Source organism: Cedecea sp. VD22 (assembly GCF_037150195.1).
GTDB lineage: Bacteria > Pseudomonadota > Gammaproteobacteria > Enterobacterales > Enterobacteriaceae > Cedecea.
The window spans coordinates 21,511-39,540 of sequence record NZ_JBBCPX010000003.1 but is presented as its reverse complement, the minus strand read 5'-3'; the positions used below and the strand labels follow the sequence as shown (position 1 = coordinate 39,540).

16 protein-coding genes are annotated in these 18,030 nt (G+C 56.7%); 8 read left to right on the top strand and 8 right to left on the bottom strand.

What is annotated here, in order from left to right:
• The first annotated feature begins 89 nt into the window (after positions 1 to 89).
• From yhfZ to WFK85_RS08480, 8 genes are all read left to right on the top strand, one after another.
• Positions 90 to 995 (top strand): GntR family transcriptional regulator YhfZ, encoded by a 906-nt coding sequence (yhfZ, locus tag WFK85_RS08515; RefSeq protein WP_166994637.1) that lies wholly within the window; start codon positions 90 to 92, stop codon positions 993 to 995.
• A gap of 14 nt (positions 996 to 1,009) precedes the next feature.
• Complete coding sequence (locus WFK85_RS08510) at positions 1,010 to 1,366, top strand: PRD domain-containing protein (RefSeq protein ID WP_336706714.1); 357 nt, start codon at positions 1,010 to 1,012, stop codon at positions 1,364 to 1,366.
• 88 nt (positions 1,367 to 1,454) lie between these two features.
• The gene (locus WFK85_RS08505; protein ID WP_336706455.1) at positions 1,455 to 2,627 is read left to right on the top strand and encodes a YhfX family PLP-dependent enzyme; all 1,173 of its coding nucleotides are present in this window, start codon (positions 1,455 to 1,457) and stop codon (positions 2,625 to 2,627) included.
• Positions 2,620 to 3,864, top strand: coding sequence for a phosphopentomutase (locus WFK85_RS08500; RefSeq protein ID WP_166994633.1), 1,245 nt, complete (start codon positions 2,620 to 2,622; stop codon positions 3,862 to 3,864). The genes WFK85_RS08505 and WFK85_RS08500 overlap by 8 nt, the downstream gene beginning before the upstream one ends.
• Positions 3,851 to 4,741: a phosphotriesterase-related protein gene (locus WFK85_RS08495; RefSeq protein ID WP_166994631.1), complete on the top strand. Its 891-nt coding sequence runs from the start codon at positions 3,851 to 3,853 to the stop codon at positions 4,739 to 4,741. The genes WFK85_RS08500 and WFK85_RS08495 overlap by 14 nt, the downstream gene beginning before the upstream one ends.
• A 9-nt stretch (positions 4,742 to 4,750) precedes the next feature.
• Positions 4,751 to 5,104 (top strand): DUF2620 domain-containing protein, encoded by a 354-nt coding sequence (locus WFK85_RS08490; protein ID WP_038478118.1) that lies wholly within the window; start codon positions 4,751 to 4,753, stop codon positions 5,102 to 5,104.
• Between the two features lie 10 nt (positions 5,105 to 5,114).
• Complete coding sequence (locus WFK85_RS08485) at positions 5,115 to 6,419, top strand: YhfT family protein (protein WP_008457800.1); 1,305 nt, start codon at positions 5,115 to 5,117, stop codon at positions 6,417 to 6,419.
• Between the two features lie 9 nt (positions 6,420 to 6,428).
• Complete coding sequence (locus WFK85_RS08480; protein WP_336706451.1) at positions 6,429 to 7,520, top strand: aminotransferase; 1,092 nt, start codon at positions 6,429 to 6,431, stop codon at positions 7,518 to 7,520.
• Positions 7,521 to 7,547: 27 nt separating this feature from the next.
• Here WFK85_RS08480 and cysG read toward each other — a convergent pair whose 3' ends face one another.
• From cysG to tsgA, 8 genes are all read right to left on the bottom strand, one after another.
• On the bottom strand, positions 7,548 to 8,921 hold the full coding sequence (gene cysG, locus WFK85_RS08475; RefSeq protein ID WP_336706449.1) for a siroheme synthase CysG: 1,374 nt from the start codon (positions 8,919 to 8,921) through the stop codon (positions 7,548 to 7,550).
• A gap of 13 nt (positions 8,922 to 8,934) precedes the next feature.
• The gene (gene nirC / locus WFK85_RS08470) at positions 8,935 to 9,741 is read right to left on the bottom strand and encodes a nitrite transporter NirC (protein ID WP_008457795.1); all 807 of its coding nucleotides are present in this window, start codon (positions 9,739 to 9,741) and stop codon (positions 8,935 to 8,937) included.
• 152 nt (positions 9,742 to 9,893) lie between these two features.
• On the bottom strand, positions 9,894 to 10,220 hold the full coding sequence (gene nirD / locus WFK85_RS08465) for a nitrite reductase small subunit NirD (RefSeq protein WP_008457053.1): 327 nt from the start codon (positions 10,218 to 10,220) through the stop codon (positions 9,894 to 9,896).
• Positions 10,217 to 12,766: a nitrite reductase large subunit NirB gene (gene nirB, locus WFK85_RS08460; RefSeq protein ID WP_336706446.1), complete on the bottom strand. Its 2,550-nt coding sequence runs from the start codon at positions 12,764 to 12,766 to the stop codon at positions 10,217 to 10,219. The genes nirD and nirB overlap by 4 nt, the downstream gene beginning before the upstream one ends.
• A 177-nt stretch (positions 12,767 to 12,943) precedes the next feature.
• Positions 12,944 to 13,834, bottom strand: a complete 891-nt coding sequence (locus WFK85_RS08455) for a LysR substrate-binding domain-containing protein (RefSeq protein ID WP_166994617.1) — start codon at positions 13,832 to 13,834, stop codon at positions 12,944 to 12,946.
• Positions 13,835 to 13,905: 71 nt separating this feature from the next.
• Positions 13,906 to 15,972 carry a pyridoxamine 5'-phosphate oxidase family protein gene (locus WFK85_RS08450; RefSeq protein ID WP_336706444.1) on the bottom strand — a complete coding sequence of 689 codons (2,067 nt, stop codon included), beginning with the start codon at positions 15,970 to 15,972 and terminating at the stop codon, positions 13,906 to 13,908.
• A gap of 27 nt (positions 15,973 to 15,999) precedes the next feature.
• Positions 16,000 to 16,617, bottom strand: a complete 618-nt coding sequence (locus WFK85_RS08445) for a glutathione S-transferase family protein (protein ID WP_336706443.1) — start codon at positions 16,615 to 16,617, stop codon at positions 16,000 to 16,002.
• A 181-nt stretch (positions 16,618 to 16,798) separates the two neighbouring features.
• Positions 16,799 to 17,983 carry an MFS transporter TsgA gene (gene tsgA, locus WFK85_RS08440; protein WP_336706441.1) on the bottom strand — a complete coding sequence of 395 codons (1,185 nt, stop codon included), beginning with the start codon at positions 17,981 to 17,983 and terminating at the stop codon, positions 16,799 to 16,801.
• Positions 17,984 to 18,030 lie beyond the last annotated feature (47 nt).

Below are 18,030 nucleotides of genomic sequence, written 5' to 3'. Positions count from 1 at the left end.
TGACTGCATTCTCCTTTTGTCATTTTCCCCTTTGCCATCTATATTCAATTTTATGAAGATATATTCATTCAATAAATTGAAGATAACCGATGAGCCGCAGCTTTATTAAAAAAGAGGGCGTTGCCCAGTCCAGCCTGGCCCGTTATTTACTGGGTGAGAAATGTGGTAACAGGTTGAAAACCATAGATGAATTAGCTGGTGAATGCGGCTTTTCCGTTGGCCTGACGCAGGCCGCATTGAAGACGCTGGAGAAGGCCGGGGCCGTGAGCGTTGAGCGCCGTGGCCGCAACGGCAGCTACCTGCTGAGCATGGATAACAAAGCCCTATTGGCGTTCGCGGACATCGGCAATGTAGTGTGTGCTATGCCGCTGCCGTACACCCGGCTTTATGAAGGGCTTGCCAGCGGTCTGAAGGCGCAGTTTGACGGGATCCCGTTTTATTATGCCCACATGCGTGGGTCGGATGTTCGCGTGGAATGTCTGCTGAATGGCGTTTATGACCTGGCCGTCGTGTCCAGGCTGGCAGCGGACAGCTACCTCAGCAACCCGGATCTTTTTATCGCGCTGGCGCTGGGGCCGCACACTTACGTGGGCGAGCACAAGCTGATTTGCCGCGCCGGGCAGCAGGAGAGCATCCGCCGTATTGGGATTGATCCTCGTTCGGCGGATCAGCGCATCATGACGGATGTGTATTTCTCCGGGCAGGATGTGGAATTGCTTGATGTGTCGTACCACGAGTGTCTGCACAGAATCGCGAAGGGCAGCGTGGATGCGGTGATTTGGAACGTCAGCAACGAAGCCGATTTGACGGCACTGGGGCTGGCTGCCCTCCCGTTAAGCGGGGACAAATGTTTCCTGACGGCATCGGAAGCGGTGGTGCTGACGCGAAGTGAAGATATCCCTATTCAGCAATTGCTGAGAACGGTGGTGGATAAGAATGCCCTGCTGGCGCATCAGCAAAGCGTGCTGAGCGGTGAACAGGAACCAAGCTATTGACAGAGGTAATCAGTATGGAAGACCGGCTCAATCTGCTCTGTGAGGCAGGCGTCATCGACCGGGATATTTGTGATGGCATGAAAGTGGTTGTGACGCAGCTGGAGACCCACTGGGCTATTACGCTGCAGAACGATCAGGGGGCAATGGCGATCACCCACATGGCTAACGCGCTGATGCGCAGCCGCCGTGGGGAAGAGGTGAACCCACTGGATGAAGAGCTGTTGGCGGAGATTAAAACCGACAGCCTCTTTGGTGATGTTGAGCAGGCCCACCACGCATTGCTGGCGCCGTTCAACGTGCAGCTGCATCCGAACGAAGAAGGGTATCTGCTGGCTAACCTGTTCAGCCTGTGGCTGATTCATAAGGGCTAACGGATTTATTTACAGCGTTTTTTCTTAGCTTAAATATTCAAAAAAATGATTATTTAAGAGGTTTATTTATCAGGTCGCGAGGCAAGGCATGTTTATTGAGGCACTCAAGGCACAGAACCCGGCGTTGATTGATGCGGCCAGAACGCTTTGGCGGCAGGGCGCGGTACTTCCCGATACCTGGATTATCGATGTCGATCAGGTTCTGGAGAACGGCCGGAAACTGCTCGCGGCCGCGCAGAAGCACGGCATCACGCTCTACTTTATGACCAAGCAAATCGGGCGTAACCCCTGGCTTGCCAACAAGCTGATTGAGTTGGGCTTTAAAGGCGCCGTGGCCGTTGATTTTAAAGAAGCCCGCACGCTGCGTGAAGCCAATGTGCCCGTCTCACATGTGGGCCATCTGGTGCAGGTGCCGGTGGCCCTGGTTGAAGAGAATGTGAACGGCGAGACGGAAATCATCACGCTTTTCTCGCTGGAAAAAGCCCGCGAAGTGTCCGATGCCGCGCTGGCGAGCGGGCGTGTTCAGGCTGTAATGCTGAAGGTATTCGCCGAGTACGACCGACTTTACCCGGGCCAGGAAGCCGGTTTTCCGCTCGGTGAGCTGGACGACGTGGTACGTGCCATTCGCGCAATGCCTGGCATTCGGCTTGCCGGGCTGACGCATTTCCCCTGTCTGCTCTGGAACGAAGAGCAGCAACAGACGCAGCCAACCCGCAACTTGATCACGCTGCTGAAGGCGCGAGACTTGCTGCACGAACAGGGGATTGAGATCGAGCAAATCAACGCGCCGTCGGCCTCAAGCTGCAGCACTTTCTCCATTCTGGCTGAGCACGGGGTAACTCATGCCGAACCGGGCCACGCGCTGACCGGCACCATTCCGGCGAACCAGCATGGCGATCAGCCCGAGGCGATTGCCATGCTCTATCTGACAGAAGTTTCCCATCAGTTTCAGGGCAAAAGCTATTGCTTCGGCGGGGGATATTATCGTCGCGGCCATGCGCAGAATGCGCTGGTGTTCAGCCGCGATGTGCAGCCCGAGCAGGCGCGATTGCTGCCGCCAGACAACACCAGCATTGATTATCACCTGGCGCTGGAGGGCCACTACCCCGTTGGCAGCCCGGTGGTGATGTGCTTCCGCACGCAGATTTTTGTCACCCGCAGCGACGTGGCGCTGGTGTCCGGCATCCAGAGCGGGAACCCGGTGCTCGAAGCGCTGTACGACAGCCTTGGGCATCCGATTCCGGGAGGTCAACATGAGTAAGTTTCTGGTGCTGGTCATAGACAGCTTCGGCGTGGGCGCAATGGACGATGTACCGGACGTCAGGCCGCAGGACATCGGCGCGAATACCTGCGGACATATCCTGCAGCACTTTCCCGACCTGCGTTTACCCACGCTTGAGAAGCTGGGCCTGATTAACGCGCTGGGTTTTACGGCCAATGTGATGCTGCCGAACGCCGATGCCGCGTATGGCACAGCCGAATTGCAGCATGAAGGTGGGGACACTTTTATGGGTCACCAGGAAATTTTGGGCACAAGGCCACAAACGCCACTCCGTATGCCGTTTTCTGCAGTGATCGACGACGTAGAACGTGAACTGGCTGACGCTGGCTGGCAGGTTGAACGCAGAGGTGGCGAGCTGCAGTTTCTGTGGGTAAACCAGGCTGTCGCCGTGGGAGATAACCTTGAGGCCGATCTTGGACAGGTGTTTAACATCAGCGGCAATCTCAGCACCATACCGTTTGAGCAGGTACGCGCCATTGGTGAAGTCGTGCGCCGCTGCGTCAAAGTGGGTCGGGTCATTGCCTTTGGTGGCTTGCTTGAGAGCAGCGAGCAGCTGATTAACGCCGCGGAAGAGAAACAGGGGCTTTATGTCGGCATTAACGCCCCGCGTTCCGGGGTATACAAAAGTGGGTTCCAGGTGGTGCATATGGGCTACGGCGTGGATGCCAGCGTTCAGGCTCCACAGCAGCTGCATCAGGTCGGTGTTAAAACCGTGCTGGTGGGTAAAGTGGCTGATATTGCGATTAACCCGCACGGCATCAGCTACCAGAATCTGGTCGACTCGCAGCGCATTCTTGATATCACCCGGGATGAGCTGAATAAACCTGGCAGCGCCTTTATTTGTACCAACATTCAGGAAACCGATCTGGCGGGCCACGCTGAAGACGTTGCGCGCTACGCCGAGCGGCTTGAGCTGGTAGACAAAAACCTGGCTCTGCTGATGGCCGATATGCAGATCGGGGATTGCCTGGTCGTCATGGCGGATCACGGAAACGACCCGACGATTGGCCACAGCAAGCACACTCGTGAAAACGTGCCGTTGCTGGTTTGGCAGCCCGGTATAACAGGCACTTATCTGGGCGCACGCGCTACGCTTTCTGATGTCGGCGCCACGGTTTGTGACTTTTTTAGGGCAGCCGCGCCGCAGAACGGAACGTCGTTCCTGCCGCTGCTGAATGTCTCTTCAACAGGTGGAGTGAATCATGACGGGGTATAAGCATATCGATCCATCGGGCTATACCTATGCCCACGAGCATCTTCATATCGATCTTTCCAGCTTCAAGGACAACATCGATTGCCGACTGGATCAGTACGAGCTGATTTGCGGTGAAATGAAGTCACTCTACGCGCAGGGTGTGCGCAATATCATTGAAATGACCAACCGCTACATGGGGCGCAACCCCCAGTTCCTGCTGGATATTATCCGTGATACCGGAATGAACGTGATGGCCTGCACCGGCTACTACCAGCACGATTTCTTCCCGCCGCACGTGGCCACCACGCCGGTTAAAGTGCTGGCGCAGGAGATGATCGATGAAATAGAAATTGGCATCGACGGCACGGCGTTAAAAGCGGGAATCATCGCGGAAATAGGCTCCAGCGTGGACGTTATCACTACGGTGGAGAAGCGAGTTTTCCAGGCGGCAGCCATCGCGCATCATGAAACCGGCAGGCCGATTTCAACCCATACGTCATTCAGCACCATGGGCCTTGAGCAACTGGCGCTTCTGAAGTCATGGTGCGTGGATCTTTCCCGCGTCACCGTCGGGCACTGCGACCTGAAAGACAATCTGGACAACATCCTGCGGATGATCGATCAGGGCGCCTACGTCCAGTTCGATACCATCGGCAAAAACAGCTATTACCCGGACGAAAAACGCATTGCGATGCTGAGCGCGCTTAAAGATCGCGGACTGCTCGACCACGTCATGCTGTCGATGGACATTACTCGTCGCTCCCATTTGAAAGCGAACGGCGGGCCAGGTTTTGACTATTTGCTTACCACGTTTGTGCCGATGCTGCTGGAGGCCGGTTTCAGCCAGCCAGACGTCGATTTGATGTTACGTGACAACCCCTCTGTCTTTTATAAGTAAGGATTTCCCATGAAAAAGATCGGTGTCGCTGGTCTACAGCGCGAACTCATCAAACAAACCATCGAAACCGCCGCGCCGGGCAGCTTCGAAGTGTTTATCTATAACGACATGGACGCCGCGCTGAAGGTGAAATCCGGCCAGCTTGATTACTACATTGGGGCCTGTAATACCGGGGCAGGTGCGGCATTGTCTATCGCCATCGCGGTGATTGGCTACAACCGCAGCTGCACCATCGCTAAGCCCGGCATTAAAGCGAAAGAAGAGCAAATTGCCCGCCTGGTTTCAGAAGGCAAAGTGGCGTTTGGTCTCTCCGTTGAGCATATCGAGCACGCCATCCCGTTGCTCGTTAACCACTTAAAATAAAGGCATCCGTATGGAATTCTACCTTCACCTTGTTGTTGTTGCCTTGCTGACCGGGATGACGGCTTTACTGGCGCACCGCTCCGCGGCGGTGTTCCATGACGGGATTCGACCGATTCTGCCGCAGCTTATTGAAGGCAATATGAACCGCCGCGAGGCGGGGAGTATCGCTTTCGGCCTGAGCATCGGCTTTGTGGCTTCCGTCGGGATCTCCTTCACCCTGAAAACCGGGCTGCTTAACAGCTGGCTGCTGTTCCTGCCGACCGACATCCTCGGCGTGCTGGCGGCCAACAGCGTGCTGGCGTTTGGGCTGGGTGCCGTTTGGGGGATCCTGATCCTGACCTGCCTGGTGCCGGTCAACCACCTGCTGACCGCGCTGCCGGTAGATGTTCTCGGCTCGTTGGGTGAGCTGAGTTCTCCGGTAGTATCTGCCTTTGCGCTATTCCCGTTGGTCGCGATTTTCTACCAGTTTGGCTGGAAGAACAGCCTGTTCGCGGCGGTGGTTGTGCTGCTGACTCGCGTGCTGGTGGTGCGTTTCTTCCCACAGCTGAACCCGGAGTCGATCGAGATTTTCGTGGGTATGATTATGCTGCTGGCGATTGCGATTTTTCAGGATCTGCGCTCCCGGGATAAACATGAACACGATGCTCACGGGCAGTCGGTGTTTGAAGAGCGGACGTCCCGTATTATCAAGAATTTGCCGTATATCGCCATCGTTGGCGGGCTGATCGCCACCGTTGCCAGCATGAAGCTGTTTGCGGGCAGCGAGGTCTCTATCTTTACGCTGGAAAAAGCCTACAAGGTTGGGCTGGATCCGACCCAGTCTCAAAGCCTGATTGATCAGGCCGCACTGGCTGAGTTTATGCGTGGCCTGGGCTTTGTGCCGATGATTGCCACGACGGCGCTGGCGACCGGCGTTTATGCCGTGGCCGGGTTCACCTTTGTATTCGCCGTCGGCTACCTGATTGCTAACCCGCTACTCGCTTTTGTGGTCGGGGCGCTGGTGATTTCCGCTGAAGTCCTGCTGCTGCGCTCTATCGGGAAATGGCTGGGCCGCTATCCTTCGGTGCGTAACGCCTCGGACAACATCCGCAACGCGATGAACATGCTGATGGAGATGGCGCTGCTGATTGGCTCTATCTTTGCCGCCATCAAAATGGCGGGTTATACCGGCTTCACCCTTGCGACAGCGCTGTACTTCCTGAACGAATCGCTGGGTCGCCCGGTGCAGAAAATGGCCGCGCCGGTTGTGGCGGTGATGATAACCGGCATTGTGTTGAATATTCTGTTCTTCTGCGGCCTGTTTATCCCGGCCTAAGGGGGGTATGTGGAAAGCTGGCCATTGCAAAGCCTGAGCCTGGCTCAGGCCCAGCAGAAGCAGTTCGCCCTGGTGGATATCATCTGCCGGCATTTTCCTGGGGCTGATTTTCTGAGCCTGGGGGATGTCGGCCTGGTGCCCGGTCTGGATCAGCCCAGCACCACGCAGCGGGTGGAGGCCGTTCTGGCTGATTTCTTCTCTGCGCCAGCCGCCGCGCTGGTGCAGGGAGCCGGCACCGGGGCTATTCGTAGCGGGCTGGTGGCATTGCTAAACGCTGGCGATAAGCTGCTGATTCATCAGGCTCCGCTGTACCCAACCACGGCGGTTATCGCCGAACAGATGGGGCTGGAGCTGATTCGGTCAGATTTCAATACGTTAAATGATGTGGAAGCCGCTATTGCGGCTCATCGTCCGGCTGCAGCTTTGATTCAGCATTCCCGCCAGACATTGGATGACGCCTATTCATTGGCTGATGTGGTGGCCTGTTTTAATCGCCACGCTTTGCCGTCGCTGGCCGACGATAATTATACGGTGATGAAGGTCGACAACATCGGCTGCGAGTGTGGAGCCACGCTGTCGACCTTCTCCTGCTTTAAGCTATTCGGCCCGGTGGGCGTTGGCGTTGTGGTCGGTGATAAATCGGCCGTTCAGGCTGTGCGTCAGAGCATGTACTCCGGCGGTAGTCAGGTGCAGGGCTTCCAGGCTATGGAGGTGCTGCGCGGGTTAGTCTTCGCCCCGGTGATGCATGCCGTTCAGGCGCAGGTGAACGATGCGCTGGTTGCGTTATTGTCTCAGGGCGCTGTGCCTCAGGTTAAAAGTGCATTTATCGCCAATGCGCAGTCGAAGGTGCTGCTGGTGGAGTTTCATCGACCGATTGCCGAAAAAGTGTTGGCGGCCGCACAAAAGCTGGGTGCATTACCTTATCCGGTAGGCGCAGAATCTAAGTATGAAATCCCGCCGCTTTTTTATCGGCTTTCCGGGACCTTTAGACAGTCTGAGCCGGAGCTGGAAAAGCGGATGATCCGCATCAACCCGAACCGCAGCGGCGCAGAAACCGTGTTAAGAATTTTGCGGGAAAGCTGTGCAGAGGGAGAAAAGTAAAAGGGAGGCTGGTGCCTCCCTTGGTATTTAATGGTTTGAGAACCAGTTTAGCCTGTCACGAAGGCCCACCACTCGGCCTACAATAATCAGCGCCGGGCTGCCAACCTGGGTGGCCAGCTCGCCTAATTGGTTTAGGGTGCCGTCCACGACGCGCTGATTCACCGCCGTGCCGTTTTCTACCAGCGCAACCGGCATGCTCTCTTCCATCCCGTGGGCGATCAGCTGCTGCTGAATAGCCGAGGCCTGATTAAGCCCCATGTAAAACACCAGCGTTTGTTTCTCTGCCGCCAGGTTAGCCCAGTCGAGTTCGCCCCCGGTTTTCAAATGGCCGGTGACCAGGCGCACGCTTTGCGCGTAATCCCGGTGAGTAAGTGGAATGCCTGAGTAGGCGGAACAGCCGGAAGCTGCGGTGATCCCCGGCACGACAGAGAACGGAATTCCGCCGTTGCACAGCGTTTCCAGCTCTTCACCGCCGCGCCCGAAGATAAACGGATCGCCGCCTTTCAGGCGAACTACGCGTTTACCTTTTTGCGCCTCCCGCAGCAGGATTTGGTTAATCTCTTCCTGCGGCACGCAGTGGTAGCCCGCCCGCTTGCCGACAAACACGCGGTCTGCATCGCGGCGGACCAGATTCATGATGTCGTCCGACACCAGGCGGTCATAAACTACAACATCGGCCTGCTGAATTTGCTGCAGGCCTTTCAGCGTCAGCAAGCCAGCATCGCCGGGGCCAGCGCCAACCAGCACCACTTCACCGCGGTGATCGAGCGGGGTGGAGAACAGCGATTCCGTCTCTTTTTCAACGGCAAGCTGGTCTTCGTTGGCCAGATACTGCGCCAGGCGATCGTTAGTGAAAAACTTCTCCCAGAAGCGGCGACGCTCGCCCATGGTGGCAAAAGTTTGTTTCACTCGGCCACGCAGAGTACCTGCAAAAGCGGCGATTTTACCCAGATGCAGCGGCAGGCTGGCTTCCAGCTTTTCGCGCAGCAGTCGGGCCAGAACAGGGGATGTGCCGCCGGAAGAGACGGCGATCATCAGCGGGGAGCGGTCGATAATCGACGGCATAATGAAGCTCGCCTGTTTCGGCGCATCCACCACGTTGCAGAAGATCCGGCGGGATTCAGCGGCGTCGCTAACCTGCTGATTCACCTCATCGTCGTCGGTGGCGGCAATTGCCAGCCAGCTTTCGTCCAGCAGCGTTTCAGAGAACGCCCCTTCGGCCAGCGTCAGCATATTTTGCTCAGCCCACACCTTAAACTGTGGGCTAAATTCGAGGGCGTTAACGGTGATGCGCGCACCTGCCTCCAGCAATAAACGCGCTTTGCGTTCAGCGACATCGCCACCGCCTACCAGCAGGCAGGCGCGGCCACGTAACTGACAAAATATCGGCAGGTGATCCACGGTCAATCCTCAATTAATTACGGGCGGTTTCCGCTGCGCCTGCGGCGGCAGGCTGCGGGCGTTCGGCTTTCGGCGTAGCATACCAATAACCCAGACCCATGAATACCACGCCGGAAAGGGTGTTCCCCAGCGTGACCCACAGCAGGTTATGGCCGATGCCGGACAGCGTGTAAGCCTCGCTATGATGACCAAACCAGGACAGGGCAAACAGCGTCATGTTGGCGATGGAGTGCTCGTAGCCGGAGGCAATAAATGCCAGCAGGCACCACCAGATTGCGATGAACTTCGCCGCCCCTTCGGTGCGAATTGCCATCCAGATTGCCAGGCAAACCAGCCAGTTACACAGCGCCCCTTTAAAGAACAGCACCATCGCTGGTGCAGTGGTTTTTGCCAGCGCGACGGCGTGCACGATACTGGTATCTACCGGCAGCAGACTACCGCCGCCCCAGCTATACAACAGCGCGACAAATACCGAGCCGACCAGGTTGCCCAGCCAGGTTTGCGGCAGAATTGCCCACATCTGGCCGTGAGATATCGTGCCGGCTTTTACGCCGAAGGTCAGAAACATGGTGTGGCCGGTGAACAGCTCCGAACCGGCAATAATCACCAGCGTCAGGGCGATCCCGAATGTCGCCCCCATCACCAGCGGACGAATGGCCGGATCGAGTAAATTACCGAGGGTGAAAATCAGGATGATGCCAAGGCCAACGTAGGCCCCAGCCATGGCGGAACTGACCCAGAAGCCCAGAGGATTTGTCTGCGAGAGACGGTTAATGCGCGCGGCATTCGCCGCACATTTATTGATGGTGTCGGTGAACATTTTGCTATCCCAATGAAGTTAAAAAATAAAAATTAAAAAAACTGATTTCCCCTCACCCTAATCCTCTCCCTGGGGGAGAGGGGATCGCCGGAGAAGCCTTTGTGACTTTCTCCCTCTCCTGGAGGGAGAGGGCCGGGGTGAGGGCGAATGGATTATGCTTTTATCTGCACCAGCCCGTCCTGCACGCGCGCTTCATAGTGCGGTACGGAACGGCTTTCATCTTCCAGGCACAGGCCGTCCCGCAGGCGGAAGTGCTGCTTTTTCAGCGGGCTGGCAACCCACAGCTCGGCCTGATGTTCTGCAATCAGTCCGCGGGAAAGCACGCTGGCTTCAAAGAACGGGTCGATATTACTGATGGCGTAAACCTGCTCGTCTTTACGCGGGCGGAAAATAGCCACCTGCGCCGAACCGACCAGGGCGCAAACGCCGGTTGCTGGCAGGATATCGTCTAGCTGACAAACGGTTGTCCACTGGCTCATGCGTGTTCCTCCACTTCTACCAGAGTGACCGGAATACGCTCATGCGGCGTGGCCGGACGGTGTTGATCGCGCTCGCTAACAATTTGCACATTCGGGTCGCGCTGCGGGCTGTTGATAAAGTGTTTGAAGCGAACCTGCGCTTGCGGCGTGTTCACGGTTTCCGTCCACTCGCAGATTACTTTCTCGCGCAGGCGGTTAAGCTCCGTTTCAAGCTGATCGTTCAGGCCCAGCTTGTCATCGACAATCACGCTACGCAGGTAATCAATGCCGCCTTCCAGGTTTTCCAGCCAGACGGAAGTACGGGTAAGTTTGTCGGCGGTGCGGATGTAGAACATCATGAAGCGGTCGAGATACTTGATGATGGTGTCGCGGTCGAGGTCTGCCGCCAGCAGGTCAGCATGGCGCGGTTTCATGCCACCGTTACCACACACATACAGATTCCAGCCCTTCTCCGTGGCGATAATACCCACGTCTTTGCCCTGCGCTTCCGCACATTCGCGGGTACAGCCGGAGACACCAAACTTCATTTTGTGTGGGGTGCGGATGCCTTTGTAGCGGTTTTCCAGCTCGACGCCAAAGCCTACGCTGTCACCTACACCGTAGCGGCACCAGGTGCTGCCGACGCAGGTTTTCGCCATACGCAACGCTTTGGCATAGGCGTGGCCGGTTTCGAACCCGGCTTCAATCAGCTGACGCCAGATTTCTGGCAAATCGTCCTTTTGTGCGCCGAACAGGCCGATGCGCTGAGAGCCGGTGATTTTGGTATACAGGTTGTATTCGCGGGCGATACGACCCACTTCCATCAGTCCCTCAGGCGTGATTTCGCCGCCTGCCGAGCGCGGGATCACCGAGTAGGTGCCGTCTTTCTGAATGTTGCCGAGGAAGTTATCGTTGGTGTCCTGCAGCGGCGTCAGCTCAGGCTGCAGGACGTAGTCGTTCCAGCAGGAAGCCAGCAGTGAACCCACGGTGGGTTTACACACTTCGCAGCCGTAACCCTTGCCGTATTTGTGCAGCAGCTGGTCGAAGGATTTGATTCCTTCCACGCGGATCAGGTGGTACAGCTCCTGGCGCGAGAAGGCGAAGTGTTCGCACAGGTTGTTGTTCACTTCGATACCGGCTTTGGCCAGCTCGGCGTTCAGCACCTGAGTCACCAGCGGAATACAGCCACCGCAGCCGGTCCCTGCCTTGGTTTCGGCCTTCAGCGCCGCCACGGTGTGGCAGCCTTTGTTGATGGCTTTGATCAGGTCGCCTTTGGTGACGTCAAAGCAGGAGCAGATCTGCGCGCTTTCCGGCAGCTTATCGACGCCGATAGACGGTTTGCCGCTGCTGGCGTGTGCCGGCAGGATCAGCGCATCCGGGTTTTCCGGCAGCTCAATTGCGTTCAGCACCAGCTGCAGCAGGTTGCCGTAGTCGCTGGTGTCGCCCACCAGTACGGCACCAAGCAGGGTTTTATTGTCTTCGCTAACCACCAGGCGCTTGTAAACCTCTTTGCTTTCATCGAGGTAAACGTAGCTGCGGGCGTTAGGCGTGCGGGCGTGCGCATCGCCAATGCCGCCGACATCAACGCCGAGCAGTTTCAGCTTGGCGCTCATGTCGGCGCCTTCAAAGGTGTTTTCCGTGCCGAGCAGGTGGTCGGCCGTGACCTGAGCCATTTTATAACCCGGCGCAACTAGCCCAAAAACGCGGTTATTCCAGCTGGCACACTCCCCGATGGCATAAATATCCGGATCGGAAGTCTGGCACTTATCGTTGATGGTGATCCCGCCGCGCTGGGCCGTTTTGAGCCCACATTGCGTAGCCAGCTTGTCCTGCGGACGAATACCGGTGGAGAAGACGATGAAATCCACTTCCAGCTCGCTGCCGTCAGCAAAACGCATTGTTTTACGGGCTTCAGTGCCCTGCTGGACGATTTCCTGGGTGTTTTTGCCGGTATGCACACGCACGCCCATGCGCTCGATTTTGCTGCGCAGTTGTTCGCCGCCCATGCGGTCAAGCTGCTCGGCCATCAACATTGGCGCGAATTCGATAACGTGGGTTTCCACGCCAAGGTTTTTCAGCGCCCCGGCCGCTTCCAGCCCCAGAAGGCCACCGCCGACGACGGCCCCGCGTTTGCTGCGGCGGGCGCAGGACTCAATGGCATTAAGGTCTTCGATGGTGCGGTAAACGAAGCAGTCCTGGGTTTCAGAGCCTTTAATCGGCGGGATCCACGGGTAAGAACCTGTCGCCATCACCAGTTTGTCGTAATAAACGGTGCGGCCGGTATTGGAATGGATCACTTTTTCCTGGCGATTGATGGTGATGGCACGTTCGCCAACCAGCACTTTTACGCCATGTTTTTCGTAGTAGCCGTCGCGGACAAGGGAGAGTTCTTCAGCGGTATGATGGGAGAAATAAGAAGAAAGGTGTACGCGATCGTAGGCTTTACGCGGCTCTTCACAAAATACGGTGATGTCGAACTGGTCCGGCGGGGCCTTATCAAGTAAGTCTTCGATAAAGCGATGGCCAACCATGCCATTACCGATAACTGCGATTCTGACTTTGCTCATAATTGCCTCAATTTCTTTTCTATTACCGCCTACCTTAACGATTCAGCTGTGGTGATTATTGATGCAAATCAAATGCGCCTTTATATACCCATTAAGAGGTATATCATTGATTTTGATGTGCTTTTGTAAGTTATGGAATTGTCTGGTTTTCCGCCAGTAGCAGGCGTTAGAGGATATTCAGTTCAGCAAAGGGTTCGCGCGGAGCCGGGCAACAATAAAGTCAACAAAAGTGCGTACTTTGGCGGAAGCGTGGCGGCCTTCGGTATGCACCACATGTATGGGGAGTGGCTCAAGCTCGTATTCGCTCAGTACGATTTGCAGTTCCCCCTCGTGCAGGGCTGGCGCTATCTGATAATCCAGGACTCGCGTCAGCCCCCAGCCTGCTTTTGCGGTGGCAATCGATGACTCGTTGTTGTTGCACTGGAGCGCGGCGTTGATCATGACGCGTTGTTCACCCGCAAAGCGCCACTCCGGTGAGGCCCAGGCACTGGCCGAAGAGACAATACGGTGGTTTTTGAGGTCCGCAGGTGTCAACGGTGTGCCATGTTTTTCCAGGTAACCTGGGGAAGCGCAAACGACCCGGCGCACGGTGCCGACTTTGGTTGCCGTCAGCCCTGAATCGGGCAAATGCCCAATGCGAACGGCGACATCGATTCCTTCTTCGATGATGTTTACCTGGCGATCAACGAACAGTGACCGGGCGCGCATGGTTGGCCACGCATCAAGATAATCAGTGATCGCCGGCAAGACGAATTTCTGGCCGAACAGCACAGAGGCGGTAACCGTCAGGATCCCAGACGGCGTGGCATAGGAGCCTGCCGCTGCCGCTTCGGCTTCCTCTATGCTGGTGAGAATCGTGCGGCAGTCGTTGAGATATCGCAGGCCAGGCTCGGTCAGCTTCACTGTGCGTGTGGTGCGGATAAACAGCCGGGTTCCGATGACCTCTTCCAGGGCAGCAACCGCACGCGTGACCACTGGCGCACTGATATGGAGCTGGCGTGCCGCAGCGGCAAAACTCTCGGTTTCTGCGACTTTGACGAAAATTTTCATCGCCTGCCAACGATCCATGCGCAACCTCATCACCTGCCTGAAAGGAATTTCAGTATCGGGTATTCGCCGGGTATGGCGCAATCCCGGTATTACAGCTCAAGCTGAATGCGGTTTTCTTCTCCCGCAGGCAGCTGCGCCGGAACTGCGCAGCAAATCAGGACCTCATCATCTGCCGTGCTTGCGGACGGTATTTTCGGGTAGGTGACTGAGCCTTTGAGGAGTTTAGTCCGGCAGGTTCCGCAGTGGCCTTCCCGGCAGCTGAATTCCGGACTTAATCCGCGGGCTTCGGCCAGGTCTAAAAGCGAACCTGAATCCGGCATCCAGCGAGCCTCTTTTAGCGATTGCATAAAAGCAACTGGCACGGGGCTGGTGGCCGGAGGCAGGGCGTCAGATTTTGGCATTTGGCTGGCTGTGGTGCGAACCAACGCTGAGGGACCAAAGGCTTCGGCGTGGATTCTGTCATCGCCGATGTTGTATTTCCGCAGTCCGTCATAGAGGGATTGGGTGAACGCCGCCGGGCCGCAAACATAGAAATCGTAGTCGTTAAACGGCAGACGGCTCGTGAGCAGCGACATATCAATATGACCATGCACGTCATAGTCTTTATCTGGCCGGGCATCGCCCGGCTGGCTGAGGACGCGAATCGCCTGCACGGCGCCTTTAGCCGCCGCGACCAGTTCGCCAATCTCGTGAGTAAAAGGTAAATCTTCCAGCTGTCTTGATGCCTGGAACAAAAAGGTTTGTCGAATACGTTGTTTGCGTAACCCTTCATAGACAATGTGCCGCAGCATGGCGAGCATCGGGGTAATGCCGACGCCGCCCGCCAACAGGACGGCCGGACGTGGCTCGTGGGCATTCAGGGTGAAATCACCTGCCGGAGCACGGACGTCAATGCTATCGCCAATGGAAACGCTGTCGTGCAAGTGCCGGGAGACACTTCCGTCCCGCTTAACGCTGATGCGGTAAAAAGCATCTGAGGGAGCCGAGGAAAGTGTGTAAGTGCGGATAACCGGCGCCCCTGCGGCATCAGGCTTCACGCGAATGGGTAAATGCTGCCCGGCGAGATGAGGCAGCAGGCCAGCATCGTCGTCAGGTTGAAGATAGAAAGAGCGAATCGAGCGGCTCTCATCCTCAATCTTCGCCACGCGAAAAGACCGCCAGCGGGTGGCGAGTTCCGTCGCTTTCAGGCGGTTGCTGGCTGCCTGCCAGTCTCCGGTCATCAGCGAATGAGGAGAAAGCCCCTCGGCTTCAAACTTCCAACGCAGCGCCAGCGCGTTGCGGCGGCGTACAACCCGACGGGCTTTAAACGTCCATAGCCGTTCTGCGCCCTGGAAGGCGGCGATTTCCGGTGAGTCCAGAATGACTTTTGCTTCGCCGGTCATTTGCAGCATGTCGCCGGTGTTAAAGTCCACGAACAGCAGGCCAGCCTGGCCGTTAAGCAGGATGTTACCGAGCGTGGCAAAAAAGAGATTGCCGTTGAAATCGGGAATGGTCAGCGTGCCGTCGTCGCTAACCCGAATGAAGCCCGGTTTGCCGCCGCGGTGGGAAACGTCAGCCTGTCGCTTACCTTCTCTTTCGGCCCAGGAGGCGACAAAAAAGGCATCAGCTGCCTGAATCATTGCCCTTGCTTCAGCGTCCAGCCCCGGAAGGGTCTCTACCGTACCACCTGCATGACTACCGGGGGCGCGGCTAAAAGTGAACTCGCGGAGCTGAATATAGCGCGGGCAGTTGCCAAAGCTTTGGTCGACCTCGACCTGAAAACCGTTGTCCGTTTGCAAGAGCGTGCCGTTCATCCGGTTACGCCGCCGGGTATGAAGCTCGATTCCCAGCAGGCCAATGGAGGCGCGATCCCATATTCCTTCGGCGGCCGGATCTTCCGTTGTCAACGACGCCGCAATTGTCAGACGGGTCGACGTCGGAGATGTGAGAAAACCGGGATCGCCTTCCAGAAATGTTGCCCACGCTTCACCCGTTGGGGAGACGCTGCCGATGACGATAAAAGGCAGCTGAGCGTAGAAGTCACGATGCTGCTCGGGCATGTGATCGCGTATCACTCGCTGGCCTACCTCCGCCATGCGTTCGGTTACGCCGACCTTGTCCTGAAGGAATATTTCACCTTCATGCCAGACGGACTTCTTCGCCAGCTTATCGCTCATTTATTTGCTCTCCCCGGAAGCTCGAGATCAGGCGACGGCGTTCAGACCGGCGGCCGTTTTCACGAAAGGCACAAATCCCGGCAGTGCTTCGATACGGCGCAGGAAGGCGTTAACGGCCGGGTAAGCAGAAAGAGCAACATTCCCTTCAGGTGCGCTGGAGGTGTAGCTGTAAATGGCAACGTCGGCGATGGTCGGGTGGTCGCCGACCAGCCATTCACGGCCGGCAAGATGTTGCTCAAGTCGCCCCAAGACCACGTGTGCCCGGGCAATCACCTCATCGGGATTAAATTTTGCGCCGAAAACCGTCACCAGGCGCGCAGCTGCCGGACCAAAAGCGAGGTCTCCCGCCGCGACGGAAAGCCAGCGTTGAACGGCTGCCGCACCCTGCGGGTCTTCCGGTAACCATGCACTTTGGCCGCTTTTTTTCGCCAGGTAGACAAGAATGGCATTGGAGTCAGGGATCAGCGTGCCTTCGTCATCCAGCAGTGGCACCTGTCCAAACGGGTTAAGCGCCAGGTATTCCGGCTGTTTGTTGGCGCCCGTTTTCAGATCCAGTTCAACAACTTCATGGGGGAGACCGAGCAGGGAAATGAATAAGCGTGCGCGGTGGGCATGGCCTGAGAGAGGGAAGCTATAGAGTTTCATGCTTAGAGTCCTGATTGGCTGAGCGGGAAGATCCCCGAACGATGCAAACAGGTTGCCACAGGCAATAATGGGCAGGAATAAGCCTTATCGGCAATTCATTATTGCGAAAAACGTAATAATAGCGGGAGGGAGAGTGAAAGAACCCTCTCCCCGTTAAAGGAGAGGGTGAGTCGCAGGACTATCAGTGTGCCGCAGCCTCTGCGCCATGGCGGCGGTGCCTGGTGACGAACCCAAGCAGCAGGCACATGACGAAGACGACAGCGTACAGGCCATTGGCGGTGTGCAGAGCAGCCAGAGGGCCACTGTGCGCCACGATTGGACCAGTGACGATGAAGGTCAGCATGGTACCCACGGTGCCGCAGGTCAGGACAAAGTTAACCAGTTTCGGGGAAGAGACTTTGGTCTGCTGTGAACCCAGGGTGATGATCGTGGTGTAAATGGCGCTGGAGAAGAAACCAAGCGACAGAATAAACCACGCCAGGTGAGTCGGGTCACCGTGGTTGAACAGGTACATCAGCACGGTGGCTGCCCCGGCGAGCACGGTCAGAATGCGCTGCAGGTCGAAGAAACGCAGGATGAAGCTGAACGCCCACATGCCGAACATGTAAGACATCCAGAAGTCACTCACCAGCTTACCGGCATCGTTGATGCTCATGCCCAGGCCTTTGGCATATTCCGGAACCCATGAAATAAAGCCCAGCTGGCCGAGGATGTAGCACAGCGCCGCGATGGACAGGAACAGCACGCCGATGCCCCATTTTTCTTTGGTGACAGGCTGGTCGTCTTTCTTCGCATGTTTGCCCAGCGCCGGGAATTCACAGCCCAGGGTCAGCAGGAAGATAGCGACATAGACCAGGCCGATACATACGTAGACCCAGTACCAGTTGATGCTGCGAGCCAGCAGAATAGCGGCGACCATCGGGAAAATCATCCCGGCCATGCTGAAGAAGGAGTCGGTAAACAGCAGGCGGGAACCGCGCTGACGCCCTTCATACATATGGGTGATCAGGAAGGTACCAATCGACATGGTTATCCCGCTCACAAGGCCCAGTACGAACATGGATGCGGAGAAGATAGCCAGGTTATGACCGAAGATCAGGCCAGCGACGGCCAGCACCATCAGCAGGAAACCAAAGCGCAGCTGGGTTTTCAGCGGCACGATTTCCATCAGCCAGGCGTTCAGGAAGATAGAGATTAAAATACCGGCATTAAGGAACGTAAAGGTATTACTCATGCTGGACACCGGCAGATTAAAGTACTCTGCGATGTTTCCCATCACCATCCCGGTGACGATCACCAACGCGCCAGTCAGGGCGTAGGAGAAGAAGCTAATCCATAAGAGCTTGGTTCGGTTGCTGTTAGTCATAACGAGCCTGTGCAAGGAAATGTAAAGCGCATTGACAGCGCGGCGGA

Excerpts from the sequence above, each read along its gene's own strand:
- yhfZ (WP_166994637.1), top strand. The coding sequence starts at position 90 with ATGAGCCGCAGCTTTATTAAAAAAGAGGGCGTTGCCCAGTCCAGCCTG.
- WFK85_RS08510 (WP_336706714.1), top strand. The coding sequence starts at position 1,010 with ATGGAAGACCGGCTCAATCTGCTCTGTGAGGCAGGCGTCATCGACCGG.
- WFK85_RS08505 (WP_336706455.1), top strand. The coding sequence starts at position 1,455 with ATGTTTATTGAGGCACTCAAGGCACAGAACCCGGCGTTGATTGATGCG.
- WFK85_RS08500 (WP_166994633.1), top strand. The coding sequence starts at position 2,620 with ATGAGTAAGTTTCTGGTGCTGGTCATAGACAGCTTCGGCGTGGGCGCA.
- WFK85_RS08495 (WP_166994631.1), top strand. The coding sequence starts at position 3,851 with ATGACGGGGTATAAGCATATCGATCCATCGGGCTATACCTATGCCCAC.
- WFK85_RS08490 (WP_038478118.1), top strand. The coding sequence starts at position 4,751 with ATGAAAAAGATCGGTGTCGCTGGTCTACAGCGCGAACTCATCAAACAA.
- WFK85_RS08485 (WP_008457800.1), top strand. The coding sequence starts at position 5,115 with ATGGAATTCTACCTTCACCTTGTTGTTGTTGCCTTGCTGACCGGGATG.
- nirC (WP_008457795.1), bottom strand. The coding sequence starts at position 9,741 with ATGTTCACCGACACCATCAATAAATGTGCGGCGAATGCCGCGCGCATT.
- nirD (WP_008457053.1), bottom strand. The coding sequence starts at position 10,220 with ATGAGCCAGTGGACAACCGTTTGTCAGCTAGACGATATCCTGCCAGCA.
- nirB (WP_336706446.1), bottom strand. The coding sequence starts at position 12,766 with ATGAGCAAAGTCAGAATCGCAGTTATCGGTAATGGCATGGTTGGCCAT.
- WFK85_RS08455 (WP_166994617.1), bottom strand. The coding sequence starts at position 13,834 with ATGGATCGTTGGCAGGCGATGAAAATTTTCGTCAAAGTCGCAGAAACC.
- WFK85_RS08450 (WP_336706444.1), bottom strand. The coding sequence starts at position 15,972 with ATGAGCGATAAGCTGGCGAAGAAGTCCGTCTGGCATGAAGGTGAAATA.
- WFK85_RS08445 (WP_336706443.1), bottom strand. The coding sequence starts at position 16,617 with ATGAAACTCTATAGCTTCCCTCTCTCAGGCCATGCCCACCGCGCACGC.
- tsgA (WP_336706441.1), bottom strand. The coding sequence starts at position 17,983 with ATGACTAACAGCAACCGAACCAAGCTCTTATGGATTAGCTTCTTCTCC.